The sequence below is a fragment of the Micromonospora globbae genome (genome assembly GCF_036184225.1).
In the GTDB taxonomy this organism is placed as follows: Bacteria; Actinomycetota; Actinomycetes; order Mycobacteriales; family Micromonosporaceae; genus Micromonospora; species Micromonospora globbae.
This window is the reverse complement of the sequence record NZ_CP108084.1, coordinates 4443849-4462726: the sequence shown is the minus strand read 5'-3', so window position 1 is coordinate 4462726 and position 18878 is coordinate 4443849. Positions and strand designations below refer to the sequence as shown.

General features: G+C 73.1%; 16 protein-coding genes. 13 read left to right on the top strand and 3 right to left on the bottom strand.

Going from position 1 to position 18878, the window contains the following annotated elements; translation table 11 throughout:
- The first annotated feature begins 141 nt into the window (after positions 1–141).
- The 8 genes from OG994_RS19960 to OG994_RS19925 all read left to right on the top strand — a co-directional run bounded on the left by OG994_RS19960 (position 142) and on the right by OG994_RS19925 (position 9174).
- On the top strand, positions 142–1326 hold the full coding sequence (locus OG994_RS19960) for a polyamine ABC transporter substrate-binding protein (protein WP_328850604.1): 1185 nt from the start codon (positions 142–144) through the stop codon (positions 1324–1326).
- Between the two features lie 7 nt (positions 1327–1333).
- The gene (locus OG994_RS19955; RefSeq protein WP_328850603.1) at positions 1334–2500 is read left to right on the top strand and encodes an ABC transporter ATP-binding protein; all 1167 of its coding nucleotides are present in this window, start codon (positions 1334–1336) and stop codon (positions 2498–2500) included.
- Between the two features lie 156 nt (positions 2501–2656).
- On the top strand, positions 2657–3571 hold the full coding sequence (locus OG994_RS19950) for an ABC transporter permease (RefSeq protein WP_120327733.1): 915 nt from the start codon (positions 2657–2659) through the stop codon (positions 3569–3571).
- Between the two features lie 58 nt (positions 3572–3629).
- Positions 3630–4466, top strand: a complete 837-nt coding sequence (locus tag OG994_RS19945) for an ABC transporter permease (protein ID WP_120327734.1) — start codon at positions 3630–3632, stop codon at positions 4464–4466.
- Positions 4463–5884, top strand: a complete 1422-nt coding sequence (locus tag OG994_RS19940; protein WP_328850601.1) for an NAD(P)/FAD-dependent oxidoreductase — start codon at positions 4463–4465, stop codon at positions 5882–5884. The genes OG994_RS19945 and OG994_RS19940 overlap by 4 nt, the downstream gene beginning before the upstream one ends.
- Positions 5884–7086 (top strand): saccharopine dehydrogenase family protein, encoded by a 1203-nt coding sequence (locus OG994_RS19935; RefSeq protein ID WP_328850600.1) that lies wholly within the window; start codon positions 5884–5886, stop codon positions 7084–7086. The genes OG994_RS19940 and OG994_RS19935 overlap by 1 nt, the downstream gene beginning before the upstream one ends.
- The gene (speB, locus tag OG994_RS19930; protein WP_120327737.1) at positions 7083–8096 is read left to right on the top strand and encodes an agmatinase; all 1014 of its coding nucleotides are present in this window, start codon (positions 7083–7085) and stop codon (positions 8094–8096) included. The genes OG994_RS19935 and speB overlap by 4 nt, the downstream gene beginning before the upstream one ends.
- Before the next feature lie 229 nt (positions 8097–8325).
- The gene (locus OG994_RS19925; RefSeq protein ID WP_328850599.1) at positions 8326–9174 is read left to right on the top strand and encodes a DUF559 domain-containing protein; all 849 of its coding nucleotides are present in this window, start codon (positions 8326–8328) and stop codon (positions 9172–9174) included.
- A gap of 114 nt (positions 9175–9288) precedes the next feature.
- On the opposite strand, the gene OG994_RS19920 is transcribed toward OG994_RS19925, so the two are convergent.
- From OG994_RS19920 to OG994_RS19910, 3 genes are all read right to left on the bottom strand, one after another.
- Positions 9289–9648 (bottom strand): DUF779 domain-containing protein, encoded by a 360-nt coding sequence (locus tag OG994_RS19920; RefSeq protein WP_120327777.1) that lies wholly within the window; start codon positions 9646–9648, stop codon positions 9289–9291.
- 239 nt (positions 9649–9887) lie between these two features.
- Entirely contained in the window at positions 9888–11393 is a 1506-nt protein-coding gene (exaC, locus tag OG994_RS19915) for an acetaldehyde dehydrogenase ExaC (RefSeq protein ID WP_328850598.1), read from the bottom strand.
- A 40-nt stretch (positions 11394–11433) separates the two neighbouring features.
- Positions 11434–12738 carry a GAF domain-containing protein gene (locus tag OG994_RS19910; protein WP_120327739.1) on the bottom strand — a complete coding sequence of 435 codons (1305 nt, stop codon included), beginning with the start codon at positions 12736–12738 and terminating at the stop codon, positions 11434–11436.
- 234 nt (positions 12739–12972) lie between these two features.
- Here OG994_RS19910 and OG994_RS19905 point away from each other — a divergent pair, with 234 nt between their 5' ends.
- From OG994_RS19905 to OG994_RS19885, 5 genes are all read left to right on the top strand, one after another.
- Positions 12973–13638: a response regulator transcription factor gene (locus OG994_RS19905; RefSeq protein WP_120327740.1), complete on the top strand. Its 666-nt coding sequence runs from the start codon at positions 12973–12975 to the stop codon at positions 13636–13638.
- On the top strand, positions 13635–14693 hold the full coding sequence (locus OG994_RS19900) for a sensor histidine kinase (protein WP_328850597.1): 1059 nt from the start codon (positions 13635–13637) through the stop codon (positions 14691–14693). The genes OG994_RS19905 and OG994_RS19900 overlap by 4 nt, the downstream gene beginning before the upstream one ends.
- Before the next feature lie 133 nt (positions 14694–14826).
- Positions 14827–17070, top strand: a complete 2244-nt coding sequence (locus OG994_RS19895; protein ID WP_328850596.1) for a pyridoxal-phosphate dependent enzyme — start codon at positions 14827–14829, stop codon at positions 17068–17070.
- Positions 17067–18200: a D-alanine--D-alanine ligase family protein gene (locus OG994_RS19890; protein WP_328850595.1), complete on the top strand. Its 1134-nt coding sequence runs from the start codon at positions 17067–17069 to the stop codon at positions 18198–18200. The genes OG994_RS19895 and OG994_RS19890 overlap by 4 nt, the downstream gene beginning before the upstream one ends.
- The gene (locus tag OG994_RS19885) at positions 18197–18832 is read left to right on the top strand and encodes a M15 family metallopeptidase (RefSeq protein WP_120327743.1); all 636 of its coding nucleotides are present in this window, start codon (positions 18197–18199) and stop codon (positions 18830–18832) included. Before OG994_RS19890 ends, OG994_RS19885 begins: the two co-directional genes overlap by 4 nt.
- Positions 18833–18878 lie beyond the last annotated feature (46 nt).

Genomic DNA, 18878 nt, shown 5'->3' with positions numbered 1-18878 from the left:
CAAGCGCTATTCCCGCAACGGAATCCCTTGTAAGGAAGGTCACCCCATGCCAGGATCAGTCGTCAATCGCACATGACCCCTCCCGCCGGCGTCGTCACCCCCGTCCCCGCCGCCGACGATGACCCCTTAAGGAGTCGTCACATGCGCACTCCCCTCAGGCCCCTCACCCGGCGTGGTCTGCTCACCGGCACCCTCGGCTCGGCCGCGATGCTCGCCGTCGGCGGCTCGCTGGCCGGCTGCGGCACGAAGGGCGCCCAGCAGACCGAAGCGGGTTGCGCGAGCGAGGACCTCTCCGCCACGGAGAAGAAGCTCGCCTTCTCCAACTGGCCGCAGTACATGGACGTGGACGAGAAGGACGAGTCGAAGCGGCCCACCCTCGACGCGTTCATCGCGCGCAGCGGCATCCAGGTGACGTACACCGAGGACGTCAACGACAACAACGAGTTCTTCGGCAAGGTGCAGAACCAGCTCGCGGGCTGCCAGCCCACCGGCCGGGACGTCATGGTGCTCACCGACTGGATGGCCGCGCGGATGATCCGGCTCGGCTGGATCCAGCAGCTCGACACGTCCAAGATGCCCAACGTCAGCGCCAACCTGCTGCCCTCGCTGCGGGGGCGCTCGTTCGACAAGGACAACCAGCTCGCCGTGCCGTGGCAGTCCGGCCTCGCCGGCATCGCCTACAACGGCAAGGTCACCAAGGAGCTGCGGACGGTCGACGAGCTGCTCACCCGCCCCGACCTCAAGGGCAAGGTGACGGCCCTGTCCGAGATGCGCGACACCATGGGGCTCCTGCTCCAGTCGAACGGCCACGACCCGTCGAACTTCACGGCCGCGCAGTTCGACGACGCGCTCAACAAGCTGAAGAAGGCGGTGGACTCCGGCCAGATCCGCAAGTTCACCGGCAACGACTACGCGCCCGACCTGGCCAAGGGCGACATCGCCGCCTGCATCGGGTGGTCCGGCGACGTCATCCAGCTCGGCTTCGAGGACGACAAGATCAAGTTCGTGGTGCCCGAGTCCGGCGTGATGCTCTGGTCGGACAACATGCTGGTGCCGAACAGGGCCACCCACAAGGCCAACGCCGAACAGCTCATGAACTACTACTACGAGCCGGCGGTGGCCGCCCAGCTCGCCGCGTACGTCAACTACATCTGTCCCGTGCAGGGCGCCCAGGCCGAGATGGAGAAGATCGATCCCGAGCTGGCCGCCAACCCGCTGATCTTCCCCGACGACGCGATGCTCGCCAAGGCCCAGGTCTTCATGGCTCTGGACGAGAAGCAGGAGCGCGAGTACGAAAGCAAGTTCCAGCAGGTCATCGGGGCCTGACGAGGCGATGGGCGGAACGACAGTGGCACGCGAGACACCGGCCGGCGACCTGCGGCTGGCCAACCTCACCAAGCGGTTCGGCGTCTTCACGGCGGTCGACGAGGTCAACCTCACGATCCCGCAGGGCTCGTTCTTCGCCCTCCTCGGGGCGTCCGGCTGCGGCAAGACCACCACGCTGCGGATGATCGCCGGGCTGGAGGAGCCGACCAGCGGGCAGGTGCTGCTCGGCGACCGGGACATCGCGCGGCTGCGCCCGTACAAGCGGCCGGTGAACACCGTGTTCCAGAGCTACGCGCTCTTCCCGCACCTGGACATCTTCGAGAACGTGGCCTTCGGTCTGCGCCGGCGCGGCATCCGCGACGTCGGTGAGCAGGTCGAGCGAATGCTCGCGCTCGTGCAACTGGAGGGGTACGGCCGTCGCCGGCCCGCCCAGCTCTCCGGTGGCCAGCAGCAGCGGGTCGCGCTGGCCCGGGCGCTCATCAACCATCCGCAGGTGCTGCTGCTGGACGAGCCGCTCGGCGCGCTCGACCTCAAGCTGCGCCGGCAGATGCAGATCGAGCTGAAGCGCATCCAGACCGAGGTCGGCATCACGTTCGTGCACGTCACCCACGACCAGGAGGAGGCCATGACCATGGCCGACACGGTCGCGGTGATGAACGCCGGCCGCATCGAACAGCTCGGTGCGCCGGCCGACATCTACGAGTTCCCGGCCACCGCCTTCGTGGCGAACTTCCTCGGCCAGTCCAACCTGATCGCCGCGGAGGCGGCCGGCGCCGCCGGGGACGACGTCCCGGTGACCGCCCACGGCGCACGCTACTCGGTGCCCGCCGCCCGGGCCCGGGTCGACCGGGGGCCGGTCCATCTGGGCGTACGCCCGGAGAAGCTGCATCTGGTCGGCTCCGCCGACCAGGTGCCCGCGGGCCACCAGCACGTCGCCGGGGTGGTCAGCGACGCCTCCTACGTGGGCGTCAGCACGCAGTACCTGCTGCGCACCGCGTGGGGGAGCGAGCTGTCGGTGTTCGCGGCGAACAGCGGCAGCGCCGAACGGTTCGCGGTGGGCGCCGAGGCGGTGGCCCACTGGGACCCGCGGCACGCGTTCCTGCTGCCCCGCGAGCCCGGGGCGGAGGACCAGACCACGCCGGTGCTCGACGAGCCGGTGGGAGTGAAGTCGTGAGCGAGCGCAGCGAGCGAATCATCAGGCTCAGCGCGGTGAAGGCTCATGTCGCCGCCGACCGGAGGGAGGCGGTGGCATGAGCGAGCGTAGCGAGCGAATCATCGGGCTCAGTGCGGTTGAGGCTCATGGCGGCGCCGACCGGAGGGAGGCGGTGGCATGAGCGCTCTGGCGCATGTGCCCACCGGGCAGTCGACCGGGGCGAAGCCGCCGCCGGCCGCCCGGCGCGGTCGGTACCGCGCACTGCCGTACCTGCTCCTGCTGCCGGGCGGGGGTTGGCTGCTGCTGTTCTTCGCCCTGCCGCTGCTCCAGCTCGCCGCCGCGAGCCTCTACGACCCCGGCGGCTCACTCGCCACCGGGTACGCCATGACCTGGGCGTTCGGCAACTACCCGGACGCGCTGGCGGCGTACTGGCCGCACTTCCTGCGCTCCTTCGGCTACGCCGGCCTGGCGCTGGTGCTCGCGCTGCTGATGGGCTACCCGCTGGCGTACGCCATCGCGCAGAAGGCCGGGCGGTGGAAGAACCTGCTGCTGGTGTGCGTGGTCGCGCCGATGTTCACGAGCTTCCTGGTCCGCACGCTGGCCTGGAAGACGATCCTGAGCGACAACGGCTGGGTCGTCGGACTGCTGCGCGACGTGCACCTGCTGGGGCCGGACGGTCGCCTGCTGGCCACGCCGTTCGCGGTGGTGCTCGGTCTCACGTACAACTTCCTGCCGTTCCTCGTGCTGCCGCTCTACGCGAGCCTGGAGCGGCTCGACCCGCGGCTTCTGGAGGCGGCGAGCGACCTGTACGCGAGCCCGGTGCGGGCCTTCCGCCGGGTGACCCTGCCGCTGTCCATGCCCGGCCTCGTGGCCGGCACGCTGCTCTTCTTCATCCCGGCCAGCGGCGACTACATCAACGCCGAGCTGCTCGGCACCCCGAACGAGTACATGATCGGCAACGTCATCGACTCGGCGTTCCTGGTGCGGCTCGACTACCCGCAGGGCGCGGCGCTGTCGTTCCTGCTCATGGCGGCGATCCTCGCGGTGGTCTTCGGCTACCTGCGGCGGGCCGGCACGGAGGACGTCCTGTGACGGGGGCGCGGCGTGCGGCGACCGGCAGCCCCGCGGTCGCGAACGGAGGAAGGCTCTGATGGCGCGTTTCTGGCGTTGGGTCGCCGACCGCTGGGTGATGGGCGTGGCGCTGCTGGTGCTCGGCTACCTGTCGCTGCCGATCCTCGTGGTGGCCGGGTTGTCGTTCAACCGCCCGTCGAGCCGCCTGTCGTACGACTTCCACGAGTTCACCCTCGACAACTGGCGGAACCCGTGCGCCACCTCGGACATGTGCGATGCCGTGGTGCGCAGCGTCCAGATCGGCTTCATCGCCACGGTGGTGTCGACGGTGCTCGGCACGTTGATGGCGTTCGCCCTCGTGCGGCACCGGTTCCGCGGCCGGGCGGGGATCAACGTGCTGATCTTCCTGCCGATGGCCACACCGGAGCTGGTCATGGGCACGTCGCTGCTCGCCCTGTTCGTCGCGGCCGGGGTGCCGCAGGGCTTCTGGACCATCGTGATCGCGCACGTGATGTTCTGCGTCTCGTTCGTCGTGGTCACCGTCAAGGCGCGGCTGGCCGGCATGGACTCGCGGCTCGAGGAGGCCGCCATGGACCTGTACGCGAGCGAGTGGCAGACCTTCCGGCGGATCACCCTGCCGCTGGTGCTGCCCGGCATCGTGGCCGCCGCGCTGCTCGCCTTCTCGCTGAGCTTCGACGACTTCATCATCACGAACTTCAACGCCGGCACCACCGTCACGTTCCCGATGTACGTCTGGGGCGCCGCCCAGCGGGGCATCCCGCCGCAGGTCAACGTCATCGGCACGGCGATGTTCGTGATCGCGTTGCTGCTGGTGCTGGGCAGCACACTCCGTGGCCGGCGCGCGCGCCGGGCGGCGCTGCCGGTCGCCGCGCCCGGGGCGGCGAAACGGCCATGACCGGCCCGCATCCCGGCCGGTCGCTGACCGACGCGGCGCCCGTGCCGTACTGGCTGGACCGGCCGGAGCGCCCCGACCCGCTCCCGCCGCTGCACGGCGCGGACACGGCCGACCTGCTCGTGGTCGGTGGCGGGTACAGCGGACTCTGGACGGCGATGCTGGCCAAGCGGGACGACCCGGGCCGGGACGTGCTGCTCGTCGAGGCGGGCACGTGCGGCTGGGCGGCGTCCGGGCGCAACGGCGGCTTCTGCGCCGCGTCGCTGACGCACGGGCTGGCCAACGGCGTCGAGCGGTTCCCCGACGAGATCGACGTGCTGGAGCGGCTCGGCCGGGAGAACCTGGACGCCATCGCGGCGACGATCGCGGAGTACGACATCGACTGCGACTTCGCGCGTACCGGCGAACTGGCGGTGGCCGTCGAGCCGTACCAGCTCGACGGGCTGGCCGCCGACGCCGAGCTGGCCCGCCGGTACGGCCACGACGTGCGGCTGCTCGACGCCGGCGAGGTGCGCGCCGAGGTGAACTCCCCGACGTACCTCGGCGGGCTGTGGGACCGCGACCGGGTGGCCCTGCTCGACCCGGCGAAGCTCGCCTGGGGGCTGCGCCGCGCGTGCCTGAGCCTCGGGGTGCGGATCGCCGAGCACACGCGGGTGACCGGCCTGCGCCGCGACGGTGCGGCGCTGCGGGCCACCACGGCCGGTGGACGCGACCACCTGCCCGGGTCGGTGCGGGCGGGACAGATGGTGCTCGCCACGAACGCGTTCCCGCCCCTGCTGCGCCGGCTGCGGGCCTGGATCGTGCCGGTCTACGACTACGCGCTGATGACCGAGCCGCTCGCCGACGACGAGCGGCGGGCCATCGGTTGGGCGAACCGTCAGGGGCTCGCCGACACCGGCAACCAGTTCCACTACTACCGGATCACCGCCGACAACCGGATCCTGTTCGGCGGGTACGACGCCGTCTACCACTTCGGCAACCGGGTCGCCCCGACGCTGGAGCAGCGCTGGGACACCTTCTGCACGCTCGCCGGGCACTTCTTCACGACGTTCCCGCAGCTCGACGGCCTGCGCTTCAGCCACCGCTGGGGTGGCGTCATCGACACGTGCACGCGGTTCTGCCCGTTCTTCGGCACGGCCTACGAGGGGCGGCTCGCGTACGCGGCCGGCTACACCGGCCTGGGCGTCGGCGCCACCCGGTTCGGCGCGCGCGTGATGCTCGACCTGCTGGCCGGCGCCGACACCCCGCTGACCCGGCTCGACCTCGTCCGCACGGCGCCGCTGCCGTTCCCGCCGGAGCCGGTCCGGGCGGCCGGCATCCACCTCACCCGCTGGTCCCTGGCCCGCGCCGACGCGCGCCAGGGACGGCGGAACGTCTGGCTCCGTACGCTCGACCGTCTCGGTTTGGGGTTCGATTCCTGATGCGCATCCTGCTGGTGGGCGCCGGCGGCGTCGGATCCGCCGCCGCCGCGATCGCCGCCCGCCGTTCCTTCTTCGAGACCATGGTGGTGGCCGACCACGACGCCGCGCGGGCGTCGCGAGCCGTCGAGGGGCGCGGCGAGCGGTTCGTGGCCGCCCGCGTCGACGCCTCGTCGGCCGAGGCGGTGGCGGCACTGTGCCGGGAGCACCGGATCACGCACGTGCTCAACGCCGTCGACCCGCGCTTCGTCATGCCGATCTTCGGGGGCGCGTTCGCGGCCGGCGCCGACTACCTGGACATGGCCATGTCGCTGTCCCGTCCGCACCCCCGACGGCCGTACGCCGAGACCGGGGTGAAGCTGGGCGACGAACAGTTCGCCCTCGCCGACCGGTGGCAGGCGGCCGGGCGGCTGGCGCTCTGCGGTATCGGCGTCGAGCCGGGGCTCTCCGACGTCTTCGCCCGGTACGCCGCCGACGAACTCTTCGCCTCCATCGACGAGATCGGCGTACGCGACGGCGCGAACCTCACCGTCGACGGCTACGACTTCGCGCCGTCGTTCTCCATCTGGACGACCATCGAGGAGTGCCTGAACCCGCCGGTGGTCTGGGAGGCCGGTCGCGGCTGGTACACCACCGAGCCGTTCTCCGAGCCGGAGGTGTTCGAGTTCCCGGAGGGCATCGGCCCGGTCGAGTGCGTGAACGTGGAGCACGAGGAGGTGCTGCTCATCCCGCGCTGGGTGCCGGCGAGGCGGGTCACCTTCAAGTACGGCCTGGGCGACGAGTTCATCCAGGTGCTCCGGACCCTGCACAAGCTCGGCCTGGACTCGACGTCGCCCGTGCGGGTCGGCGGCGTCACCGTGTCGCCCCGGGACGTGGTGGCCGCCTGCCTGCCCGACCCGGCCACGCTCGGCGACCGGATGCGCGGGAAGACGTGCGCCGGCACGTACGTCACCGGCACCGGGGTCGACGGCCGGCCCCGGCGGGTATACCTGTACCACGTCGTCGACAACGAGTGGTCGATGCGGGAGTACGGCCACCAGGCGGTGGTCTGGCAGACCGCCGTCAACCCCGTGGTGGCGCTGGAACTGCTCGCCACCGGGGCGTGGACCGGGGCGGGCGTGCTCGGCCCCGAGGCGTTGCCGCCGAAGCCCTTTCTCGACCTGCTCACCGGGTACGGGTCGCCGTGGGGGATGGAGGAACGATGAGCCGCTACGGGGCCATGTACGGGCCGGACCTGACGTTCCTCGGCGTACCCGCCTGCGACCTGGCCGACCCGGCGTCGTTCGCCGACGCGGACGTGGTGGTCGTGGGCGCCCCGTTCGACGGCGGGACCTCGCACCGGCCCGGCACCCGGTTCGGGCCGTCGGCCATCCGGCAGGCCTGCTACCTGCCCCACGACGGTTCCCGCCCGTCGCTCGCGTTGCGCGTCGACGCGTTGCGGGACCTGCGGGTGTACGACGCGGGCGACGTCGAGATGTTCTCCGGCGACATCGAACGCTCGCTGTCGGCGCTGGAGTCCGCCGTCCACACGGTCGCCTCGTCGGGCGCGATCCCCGTGGTGCTCGGCGGCGACCACTCCATCGCGCTGCCCGACGCCACCGGCGTGGCGCGCCACCACGGGCTCGGGCGGGTGTCGCTGGTGCACTTCGACGCGCACGCCGACACCGGCGACGTCGAGTTCGGCAGCCTCCACGGGCACGGCCAGCCGATGCGGCGGCTCATCGAGTCGGGCGCGGTCCGTGGCGACCGGTTCCTCCAGATCGGCCTGCGCGGCTACTGGCCGGGGCCGTCGGTGCTGAGCTGGATGGCGGAGCAGCGGATGCGCTCGTACGAGATGACCGAACTGGTCGCCCGCGGCCTGGACGAGTGCCTCACGGAGGCGTTCGGGATCGCGGTGGACGAGTGCGAGGGGGTGTTCCTCTCCGTCGACGTGGACGTGGTGGACCCGGGCATGGCGCCCGGCACGGGCACGCCGGAGCCGGGCGGGCTGACCTCGCGGCAGCTGCTCGACGCCGTGCGCCGCTGCTGCTACGAGCTGCCGGTGGTGGGGGTGGACGTGGTCGAGGTCGCGCCCCCGTACGACCACGCCGACATCACCGCGTACCTGGGCAACCGGGTGGTGCTCGAGGCGTTGTCGGCGATCGCACGGCGCCGCCGCGACGCGGCGGGCGGCCCCCCGTGGAACCCGAGACAGCCCCTCCTGGACGCCCGCTAACCCCGCTGCTTCCCCGCGATCTTGCACTTTCTGCCCCGACATGTAGGTCATACAGGGCATATCTGGGGCCAAAACTGCAAGATCGCGGAGGCCTGGGAGCGGGAGGGCGGGGCGGGCGGGGATAGCACGGGTCGGGGTTTGGGGGGTGGTTGTCCACAGGGGGCTTGGTTGTCCACAGGCTCGGGGTGGGAGGGCGGTTCCGGGGGCGGAGGTTGGCCATAGTGCCGGCGTGTCGATTCAGCTGTGGCGCGTCGAGGATCTGTTGCGGAGCCTGACGGTGAAGCGACTCCGGACCCAGGTGAGCAAGGTGGAGCTGCTCCGGGTACGGAGAGGCGTCTACGCCGACCGGCGCTGCGAGGAGGACGACGACGAACTCCGGGCACTGCTGCTGTGCCTGCCCGACGGTGCGGCACTGGCCCGCCAGAGCGCGGCCCGCCGGCACGGATTCGGGGTTCTGCGGGAGGACCAGGTTCACGTCGTGCTGCCGGCCACGGTGCCCCGGCCACGCCTACCCGGGTTGGTCGTACACCACTCGGTCCTGCCCGTGCGGCCCGTCCTCGTCCGTGGGCTGCCCTGCGTACCGGCGGCCCGGTGCGCCGTCGACCTTGCCCGGAGCGTCCGGCGGCTCGACGCTCTGCCGGTACTCGACGCCGCACTCCGCTCCGGTGCGGTCACGCGGGACGAGCTCGTGGCGGAACTGCCGCGACAGCGGAAGCTGCGCGGCATCCGGCAGGCGCGGGACCTCGTGGCACTGGCGGACGGGCGGGCGGAGTGCCGCCAGGAGAGCCAGTTGCGCCTGGTCCTGATCGACGGCCGGCTGCCCGCGCCCGAGCCGCAGCTCTGGGTCCACGACTCGTACGGCATCCGCCGGTACCGGCTCGACCTGGGCTACCGGGAGCGGCGGGTGGGAGTCGAGTACGACGGACTGTCCCACCTGGACCGGGAGCGGCTTCGCCGGGACCGGGACCGGGTGAACTGGCTCGACGCCAACGGATGGCGGATGCGCTACTTCACCGACCAGGACCTCTACCGCCGCCCCCACCACATAGTCGCGACGGTCCGCGCCGCCCTCTCCTGACCCGCCCCCTTTCACTCCCGCGATCTTGCACTTTCGGCCCTGACTTTCCTGGCATAAGCCTCATTCCAGGGGCGCAAAGTGCAAGATCGCGGGAGTGGAGGGGGGGATGTGGGGTCAGGCCAGGTGGGAGCGGATCAGGAAGCGGACGCCCTCGGGGGCCTCCAGGGAGAAGCCGCTGCCCCGGCCCGGCACCACGTCGATCGTGAGCCTCGTGTGCTTCCACAGCTCCCACTGCGAGCGGGACATCCAGAACTCGACCGGCTCCGGGACGCCGTCGACGGCCAGGGAGGCGAGCAGGACGTCGGAGCCGCCGGTGCGGAACTCGCCCGCCGGGTAGCACATCGGGGCGCTGCCGTCGCAGCAGCCGCCGGACTGGTGGAACATGAGCGGCCCGTGCTGTTCCCGCAGTGCTCGGATCAGGTCCGCGGCGGCCGGCGTCAGCGACACCGGGTCGGTGGCCGGCGGAAGCGACACCGGCGACGCCGCCCGGGGAAGCGGCACCGGACCGGACGAGGCCGTGCCAGACGAGGCCGCGCCGGACGAGGCCGCGCCGGACGACGCCGCGCCGGATCGCACGGGGCCGGACGACGCTCCGCCGGACGGCGAACCGGACCGCACCGGACCGGACGGCACTGCGCCGGACCGTGCCGCGCCGGGCGGCGCCGCGGCGCCCGGCGGACCGGGAACCGCGGCGCCTGACGGGTCGGTGCCCATCAGAAGAAGCCCAGCTTCTTCGGCGAGTAGCTGACCAGCAGGTTCTTGGTCTGCTGGTAGTGCTCCAGCATCATCTTGTGGTTCTCCCGGCCGATGCCGGACTGCTTGTACCCGCCGAACGCCGCGTGCGCCGGGTAGGCGTGGTAGCAGTTCGTCCAGACCCGGCCGGCCTGGATCGCGCGGCCGGCCCGGTACGCGGTGTTCATGTCGCGCGTCCACACGCCCGCGCCGAGGCCGTACAGGGTGTCGTTGGCGATCTTCACGGCGTCGTCGAGGTCGGCGAACGAGGTCACCGAGACCACCGGACCGAAGATCTCCTCCTGGAAGATCCGCATCGAGTTGTCGCCCTCGAAGATGGTCGGCTGGACGTAGTAGCCGCCGGACAGTTCGCCGCCCAGGTCGGCCCGCTCGCCGCCGGTGAGCACCTTCGCGCCTTCCTGCCGGCCGATGTCCAGGTAGGACAGGATCTTCTCGAGCTGGTCGTTCGACGCCTGCGCCCCGATCATCGTCTCGGTGTCCAGCGGGTGGCCCTGGCGCACCTGACGCGTGCGCTCGACGGCCGCCGCGAGGAAGTCCGCGTAGTGGCCCTGCTGGATCAGCGCCCGCGACGGGCAGGTGCAGACCTCGCCCTGGTTGAGGGCGAACATGGTGAACCCTTCGAGCGCCTTGTCGTAGAACTCGTCGGACCGGGCGCTCACGTCGTCGAAGAAGATGTTCGGGCTCTTGCCGCCCAGCTCCAGGGTGACCGGCTTGATGTTCTCGCTGGCGTACTGCATGATCAGCCGCCCGGTGGTCGTCTCGCCGGTGAACGCCACCTTGGCGACCCTCGGTGAGGAGGCCAGGGGCTTGCCGGCCTCGACGCCGAAGCCGTTGACCAGGTTGACCACGCCGGGCGGCAGCAGGTCGGCCACCAGCGAGAGCCAGTAGTGGATCGACGCGGGGGTCTGCTCGGCCGGCTTGAGCACCACGGCGTTGCCGGCGGCGAGGGCCGGGGCGAGCTTCCAGGTGGCCATGAGCAGCGGGAAGTTCCACGGGATGATCTGCCCGACCACGCCGAGCGGCTCGTGGAAGTGGTAGGCCACGGTGTCGTCGTCGAGTTCGCCGAGCGTGCCCTCCTGTGCCCGGATGGCGCCGGCGAAGTACCGGAAGTGGTCGATGGCCAGCGGGATGTCCGCCGCCAGGGTCTCCCGGACCGGCTTGCCGTTCTCCCAGGTCTCGGCGATGGCGAGGTCTTCCAGGTGCTCCTGCATCCGGTCGGCGATCCGGTTGAGGATCAGCGACCGTTCGGCGACCGGCGTGCGGCCCCACGCGTCGGCGGCGCCGTGCGCGGCGTCGAGGGCCCTCTCGACGTCCTCGGCGGTGCCGCGGGCGACCTCGCAGAAGGTCTGCCCGGTCACCGGGGTGGGGTTCTCGAAGTACCGCCCGCCGTGCGGCTTGACGTACTCGCCGCCGATGAAGTGGTCGTAGCGGGTCTGCCAGTGGGTGGGCGCGTCGTAGCGCGTCATGGGTACCTCCGCCGTCCGTCACGGGTGGACGGCGGTGACGCTAGTTTCCGGGACGTTGCAGCCACGTTGCGCGCGGCAGGCCGTACTCCCCGGCGAGCTGGTGGACGCGGGCGACCGCGAGCGGCCGGCGGGGCGCGCCCGGCGGCAGCGCCCGGGCGAGCGCCTGCCAGGCGGTCAGGTCGTCGGCGCCGGCGGGCGTCGCCGTCCAGGCCGCGAGCAGCGCCGGGTCCCCGGCGGCGAGCACGGCCGCCCGGAGCTGGCCGTCGATGAGCCGGCGCAGTCGCGCCACTCCCGGCGCGTCGGAGGAGGGCAGCAGCGGTCCGGCGTACGCGTCGAGGGCGCCGGCGGGATCGCCGCGGTCGAGCAGGTCGGTGACGGTACGGAAGTCGGCGCGCACGGTGCCGCGCAGCCGGTACGGGCGGGAGTCGAGCAGTTCCGGGCCGAGCACGCGGCGCAGCCGGGACAACTCGGCGCGCAGGGTGACCGGGTGCAGCCGGTCGTCTCCGTAGAGGTCGAGGCCGAGCTGCTCCCCGGTCCGCCCCTCGGGGTGGTCGAGGAGCAGCACCAGCAGTTCGCTGTGCCGGCGGCCGAGCCGCAGCCGCCGCCCGTCCACCCGCAGTTCGGCCTCGTCGCGGCCGAGCGCGGCGACGGTGGCCACACCCGGTTCGGGCGGCCGGTCGGCGGCGAGCTGCGCCTCGGCCGCCCGGGCGGTGGCGCGTACCAGCGCGAGGCTCTGCGGGGTGGCCAGGTGGTCGCCGCCGGTGATGTCGACGGCCCCGAGCAGCCGGCCGGTGACCGGGTCGTGGATGGGCGCGGCCGCGCACGTCCACCGCTGCACGGGCCGGCTGAAGTGCTCCGTGGCGAAGATCTGGACGCTGTGGTCGACGGCGAGGGCCGTGCCGGGGGCGTTGGTGCCCGCGTGTGCCTCGTCCCAGCGGGCGCCCGGCACGAAGTTCATCCGCTCGGCGCGCCGGCGTACGCCCGGGTGGCCCTCCACCCAGAGCAGCCGGCCGTAGGCGTCGCAGACGGCCATGAGGTGGGCGCCGTCCTGCGCGATCCCGCCGAGCAGGTCACGGAAGAGCGGCAGCACCCGGGCCAGCGGGTGCGCGGCCCGGTAGCTCTCCAGCGTGTCGTCGACCAGTTCGACGGGCGGGGTGCCCTCCGGATCCAGCAGCGCGCCGGCCGAGCGGCGCCACGACTTGGCCACGACGTCGCGCAGGTGCCGGTCCATCCGCCGGGCGGCCTCCGGCCCGCCGGCGAGGAACGCCTCGTGCGCGGCACCGACCTGCGCGATCCGCTCCGCCGGATCGACGCCGATTTCCAGGGCGAGCCACGGGTCGGCCATGGGCGACCTCCTCGCGCCCATCGTGACGCAGCTCACCCCGGATCGCCAAGTGCGCGGCGGCGGATGGGACGGAGTGCGCCAGACGACGCGGCGGGGACATCCCCGCCCGGCTGCGGCTTGACCGTGTTTGTCCTGGCCGGCGGGGCGTGGAGGATGGCTGGCGGGTGCTTACGGAACCCTTATCTCCTGCTTGAGACCGTATGCCGGACAACGAGGAACCACGGGGGCGGAAGCGTGCGGGTGCTGGTGGCGGACGACGAGCGGTTGTTGGCGGACACGATCGCCCAGGGGCTGCGTCGCCTCTCGATGGCGGTCGACGTCTGCTACGACGGCGACGGCGCGCTGGAGCGGATCTCCGTGAACCGGTACGACGTGGCCGTCCTGGACCGGGACATGCCGGGGCGGACCGGCGACGAGGTGTGCCGGAGCCTCGCCGGGTCCGACGCCGGTACGCGGGTCCTCATGCTCACCGCCGCCGCCGGTATCCGGGACCGGGTGGAGGGTCTCGGCCTGGGCGCCGACGACTACCTGACCAAGCCGTTCGCCTTCGCCGAACTGGTCGCCCGGGTGCAGGCCCTCGGGCGGCGGTCCGCGCCCGCACTGCCGCCCGTGCTCGAACAGCACGGGGTGGTGCTCGACGTGGCCCGGCACACGGTCACCCGCGACGGCCGCCCGCTGGCCCTGAGCCCGAAGGAGTTCGCCGTGCTGCACGTGCTGATGCGGGCGAACGGTCGGGTGGTCAGCGCGGAGGACCTGCTGGAGCAGGCGTGGGACGAGTTCGCCGACCCGTTCACCAACGCCGTCCGGGTGACCCTCATGACGCTGCGCCGGAAGCTCGGCCAGCCCGCCATCATCCACACCGTGCCCCGGGCCGGTTACCGGATCGGCGGGCCGGAATGAGCCCCCGCCGCCGGATCGTCCTGGTCGGCGTGGTCGCGCTGCTCGTCGGGTTCTTCCTGCCGGGCCTCGTGAAGTGGCTGCTGGGCATCGTGTGGCTGCCCGCCCGGGAGATCTGCGGCCTGGCCGAGCCCGGGCTGAACCTGGTCTGCGAACCGGCCCGCCAGCTCGACGTGGCCATCCCGCAGATGGCCTCGCTCGTCCTCAGCGCCGTCGCGGTGCTGGGGATCTGGGGCGCCGCCGCGTGGTGCCTGCGTCCCGTGCGTGATCTCGCCGAGCCCATCGCGCACGTCGGGCCGCAGAACCTCGGCTACCGCATCCGGCGGTCCGGCAGCGACGAGCTGGCCCAGCTGTCCCGGGCGATCGACCAGATGATGGAGCGCATCGCGGCCGGCTACGAGGGGCAGCGGCGGTTCGCCGCGAACGCCTCGCACGAGCTGCGTACGCCGCTGGCCGTCCAGCGGACGCTCATCGAGGTCGGCATGGCCCAGTCGCTCACCGGCGAGCAGCTGGAACTGCTGACCGCCCAGCTGTTGCAGACCAACGAGCGCAACGAACGGCTCATCGAGGGGCTGCTCGCGCTCAGCGAGAGCGACCAGGGGCTGCGCTCCTCCACACCGCAGCGCCTCGACGAGATCGCCGGCAGCGTGCTGGCCGCCTACCAGGACCGCGCCACGGCGGCCGAGGTGACGATCGAGAGTCACCTCGCCCCCCGCGTCGTCATGGGGGAGCGGGTGCTGCTGGAGCGCCTCGTCACCAACCTCGTGGAGAACGCGATCAAGTACAACCGTCCCGGCGGGCGGCTCACCGTCGTCGTCGGGCGGACGCCGGCGCTGACCGTGGTCAACACCGGCCAGGTCGTACCGGCCGAGGCGGTCGCCGGGCTCTTCGAGCCGTTCCGGCGGCTGGCCCGGGACCGCACCAACCACAGCGGCGGCGCCGGACTCGGCCTCGCCATCGCCCGCTCCATCACCCAGGCGCACGACGGCGTCATCGCCGCCCGGCCCGCCGACGGCGGCGGGCTCCGCGTCGACGTCCAGCTACCGATCCCGCACTAGACCCAGGTCACAGCCACCACACCGAACCAACCAGGCCCCGGGACCCGTGTGTACGGCGTCCCGAGCTCCGGGCTGCCCGGAAGCGTCCCGCGCAGGGACCACCGGTTCCGCCCGGAGCCGGAGAGGAGAAGCCGTGACGACCCGCACCGAGCAGCCGCCGGTGGGTGCCACCTCGACGGCGGCGGGCCGCGAGACGTGGGCCGACGTGGCCAAGGGCGCGTGCATCGTCCTCGTGGTGCTCTGGCACGTCGTCGTGAAGGACTACCTGCGGATCGACTGGCGCGCCGGCGTGCCGGTGCCGGGGGCCTGGGGGTTCCTCGGCGAGCAACTGCTCCCGCTGCGGATGCCGCTCTTCTTCACCATCTCCGGCATCTTCGCCGCGAACGCCGTCAACCGGCCCTGGCGGGCCGCCGCCCGGTCCCGGGTCGCCGGCAACCTCTACCTGTACGCCGCCTGGCTGCTCATCCACACGGCGCTGCTGGCCCTCGTCCCCGGTTTCCCGACCGACCGCGCCACCAGCCCCGGCGACCTGCTGGCCCAGCTCACGGTCACCCCGTCCAACCTCTGGTACCTGTACGCGCTGGCGCTCTACTTCGTGGTGGCCAGGGCGTCGCGGCGGGTGCGGCCGGCCGTGCTGCTCGCGCTCGCCGGGGCCCTGTCGGCCGTGGCGGCGGCGGGTCTGCTGGACACGCCCGGCAACCGGGGCGGGGTCTACCAGAACCTGGTGTTCTTCCTGGCCGGCGTCCACCTCCGGCCGCACCTGACGGGCTGGGCGGCGACCGCGACGCGCCGGCGCCTCGTCGGTGTCTCCGCCGCGTACGTGGCGGCACTCGCCGCCATGGGGCTGGCCGGCGCCGAGCGGTGGTTCGGCGTGTGGCCGGCGGTCTCCGTCGTGGCCGTGGCGTTCGGCCTCACCGCGGCGGCCGTGGCCGCCCGGCGGCGGGGCGCGTCCACCACGGCGCTCGCCGCCCTGGGACGCCGGACGCTGCCCGTCTACGTGATCCACATGCCGGTGCTCGCGCTGCTGCACCGGCTCCTCGCCGGTCCGGTCACGGACCTGCACGGACCGGTACGGGCCGTGCTGGTGGCCGGCTACCCCGTCCTGCTCACCGTGCTCGTGCTGGCGCTCAGCCTGGCCGTCCACCGCGGACTGCTGGCGGCCGGCGCGGGGTGGCTGTTCACGCTGCCGTCCCGGCACAACCTCGAAGGAGAGACCATGTCCCGCACAGATCCACCTACCCCGGCCGTACGGCTGGACCGGGCCCGCGTCCAGGAGGCGGCCCGGTGGCTGTCCGGCCGCGTGGTGCGTACGCCCCTGTTGAACTCCCCGGCGATCGACCGCCTGGCCGGCGTCCGGATCCTGTTGAAGGCCGAGAACCTCCAGGCCGGCGGCTCGTACAAGATGCGCGGCGCGATGCTGGCCGTGGGGCGGCTCGCCGCGGCCGGGCACGGCGGGGTGGTCGCGCAGAGCACGGGCAACCACGCGGTGGCCGTGGCGCTGGCCGCCCGGCGGCACGGGCTGGCGGCGACCGTGGTGCTGCCGGTGGACGCGGCGCCGACGAAGGTCGCCCGGGCCCGGACGGCGGGCGCGGAGGTCGTCTTCGCGGGCACCTCCCTGGAGGAGCGGCTCGCCGCGGCGCGCCGGATCGCCGGCGCCCACGGGCACCCGCTGCTCGACGCCTACGACCACCCGGACGTCATCGCCGGGCAGGGCACCGCGAGCCTGGAGCTGATCGAGGAGGCGGAGCGCGCCGGAACCCCGCTGGACGCGCTCGTGGTGCCGGTCGGCGGCGGCGGGGGCGTCGCCGGCGCGTGCCTGGCCGCGGCCGGGACACCGATCGAGGTGTACGGCGTCGAGCCGGTCGGCTGCGACTCGCTGGCCCGTAGCCTCGCGGCCGGCCGGCCCACCCCGGTCGCCCCGGCGCCAACGATCGCCGACGGGCTGCGTCCCGCCTGCGTGGGCGAACTCCCGTTCGCCGTGGCGCGGGACGCCGTGCGGGGCGTCGTACGCGTCGACGACGACCAGATCGCCGAGGCGTTCCAACTGCTGCTCATGGAGTTGAAGGTGCTCGCCGAGCCGTCCGGCGCGGCCGGCCTGGCCGGCGCGCTGCGGCTGGCCGCGGACCTCGGCGCGGCGGACCTCCGCCCGGCGGTGGACCCGCGCGCGGCGGTGGACCCGCGCGCGGCGGTGGACCCGCGCGCGGCCGTGGACCCGCGCGCGGCGGCCGGGCGGTTCGGTGCCGCCCCGCCGGGACGGGAGCGCTACTGCACCGTCGGCGTCGTGCTGACCGGCGGGAACGTCGACAAGGAGCTGGTCGCCCGGTTGGCGGCCCGGCAGTTCGCCGACCTGGCGGCGCGAGAGGGGGTGGCGGCATGAGCACGCCCGTTCGGATCGGAGTCCTGTTCGGTGGCCCGTCGGCGGAGCACGACGTGTCCTGCGCCTCGGCGCTCGGCGTCGCCCGGGCACTCGCCGACGCCGGCCACCGGGTCGTCGCGATCGGCGTCACCCGTACCGGAACCTTCCGCCTCGTGCCGGACGCGGTGCTGGCCGAGCTGCGCGCCGGCGGCGGCGCCGGCCGTGCCATCGACGACCGGTTGACCGTGACCGGTCCGGCGGTGGAGCTGCGCGTCGGCAACCGCCCCGGCACGGCCCTGGTCGCGGCGGCGAACGCGCCCGGCGCCGTCCACGCGGAGGTGGACGTGGTCTTCCCGGTCCTGCACGGCCCGTACGGCGAGGACGGGGTGGTGCAGGGGCTGCTCGAGTCGCTGGGCGTGCCGTACGTGGGGTGCGGCATCCTCGCCTCGGCCGTGGGCATGGACAAGGTGGCCATGAAGCGGGCGCTGCGGGCCGAGGGGGTGCCGACCACCCCGCACGTCTCCTTCGACGCGCACACCTACCGGGCGGCGGACGGCCCGGAGAAGCTGGTGCTGGGGCTGCGCCGGCCGCTGTTCGTGAAGCCGGCCCGGATGGGTTCCTCGATCGGGATCTCGCGGGTCACCGAGGGCGACGACCTCGGGGCGGCCGTCGAGGAGGCGTTGCGGCACGACACCGTCGTCCTGGTCGAGCAGGGCGTGACCGGCCGCGAGCTGGAGTGCGGCGTGCTCGGCGGCTGGCGCCCGGAGGCGTCGGCGGTCGGCGAGGTCCGGGTGGCCGGCGGCTGGTTCGACTACCGGCAGAAGTACTACGGCGACGACGACCCGATGGTGGTCCCCGCGCCCCTGCCCGACGAGGTCACGGAGCGCGTCCGGGAGCTGTCGCTGCGGGCCTTCGCGGCCATCGGCGGCTGGGGCCTGGCCCGCGTCGACTTCCTCTACGACGAGGCGAGCGGCGACCTCTACGTCAACGAGCTGAACACGATGCCGGGCTTCACGGCGCACTCCATGTACCCGAAGGTGTGGGCGGAGTCCGGCGTCGACTACCGGGAACTCGTGGACCGGCTCGTCGGCCTCGCCCTCGCCCGGCACGCCGAGCGGCCGGCCGGCGTACGCCCGGGGGCGCTCCGATGATCCTGCTCTCCGACCCCCGTGTGGCCGCCGTGCCGAGCAGCGACGACGGCGAGCCGCTGGTCGATCTCCGGGAGGTGCCGGAGCTGCGGCTCGACACCCGTGCCGCCGATCCCGCCGGGGCGTACGCCCGGGTGCGCCGCGGGGTCGCGGAGCGGCTGCTGGCCGCGCAGCGCGCGCTGCCGGCGGGCCTGCGCCTGCTCGTGGTCGAGGGGTACCGGCCGCACCACGTGCAGCGGGACATCTTCACCGGCTACCGGGAGGAGCTGCGCCGCCGGTATCCACAGTGGTCGGCGGGGCGGCTGCACCGGGAGACCACGAAGTTCGTCTCGCCTGTCGAGGTGGCGCCGCACAGCACCGGCGGCGCCGTCGACCTGACCCTCTGCGACCTCGACGGTGTCGAGCTGGACATGGGCACCGCCGTCGACGCGACCCCGGAGGCGAGCGCCGACGCGTGCTTCACGGCCGCCGGGAACATCCCGGCGGCGGCCCGCCGGAACCGGCAGATCCTCGTGGCGGCGCTCACCGGTGCGGGGATGGTGAACTACCCGACCGAGTGGTGGCACTGGTCCTACGGCGACCGGTACTGGGCGCTCATGACGGGGGCGCCGGCGACCCGCTACGGACCGCGGTGACCCGGCCGGCGCCCCGCGGCCCGCGCGGGCGCGCGCGGTGACCCAG

Coding starts and splice junctions, on each gene's coding strand:
- OG994_RS19960 (WP_328850604.1), top strand. CDS start 142: ATGCGCACTCCCCTCAGGCCCCTCACCCGGCGTGGTCTGCTCACCGGC.
- OG994_RS19955 (WP_328850603.1), top strand. CDS start 1,334: ATGGGCGGAACGACAGTGGCACGCGAGACACCGGCCGGCGACCTGCGG.
- OG994_RS19950 (WP_120327733.1), top strand. CDS start 2,657: ATGAGCGCTCTGGCGCATGTGCCCACCGGGCAGTCGACCGGGGCGAAG.
- OG994_RS19945 (WP_120327734.1), top strand. CDS start 3,630: ATGGCGCGTTTCTGGCGTTGGGTCGCCGACCGCTGGGTGATGGGCGTG.
- OG994_RS19940 (WP_328850601.1), top strand. CDS start 4,463: ATGACCGGCCCGCATCCCGGCCGGTCGCTGACCGACGCGGCGCCCGTG.
- OG994_RS19935 (WP_328850600.1), top strand. CDS start 5,884: ATGCGCATCCTGCTGGTGGGCGCCGGCGGCGTCGGATCCGCCGCCGCC.
- speB (WP_120327737.1), top strand. CDS start 7,083: ATGAGCCGCTACGGGGCCATGTACGGGCCGGACCTGACGTTCCTCGGC.
- exaC (WP_328850598.1), bottom strand. CDS start 11,393: ATGACGCGCTACGACGCGCCCACCCACTGGCAGACCCGCTACGACCAC.
- OG994_RS19910 (WP_120327739.1), bottom strand. CDS start 12,738: ATGGCCGACCCGTGGCTCGCCCTGGAAATCGGCGTCGATCCGGCGGAG.
- OG994_RS19900 (WP_328850597.1), top strand. CDS start 13,635: ATGAGCCCCCGCCGCCGGATCGTCCTGGTCGGCGTGGTCGCGCTGCTC.
- OG994_RS19890 (WP_328850595.1), top strand. CDS start 17,067: ATGAGCACGCCCGTTCGGATCGGAGTCCTGTTCGGTGGCCCGTCGGCG.
- OG994_RS19885 (WP_120327743.1), top strand. CDS start 18,197: ATGATCCTGCTCTCCGACCCCCGTGTGGCCGCCGTGCCGAGCAGCGAC.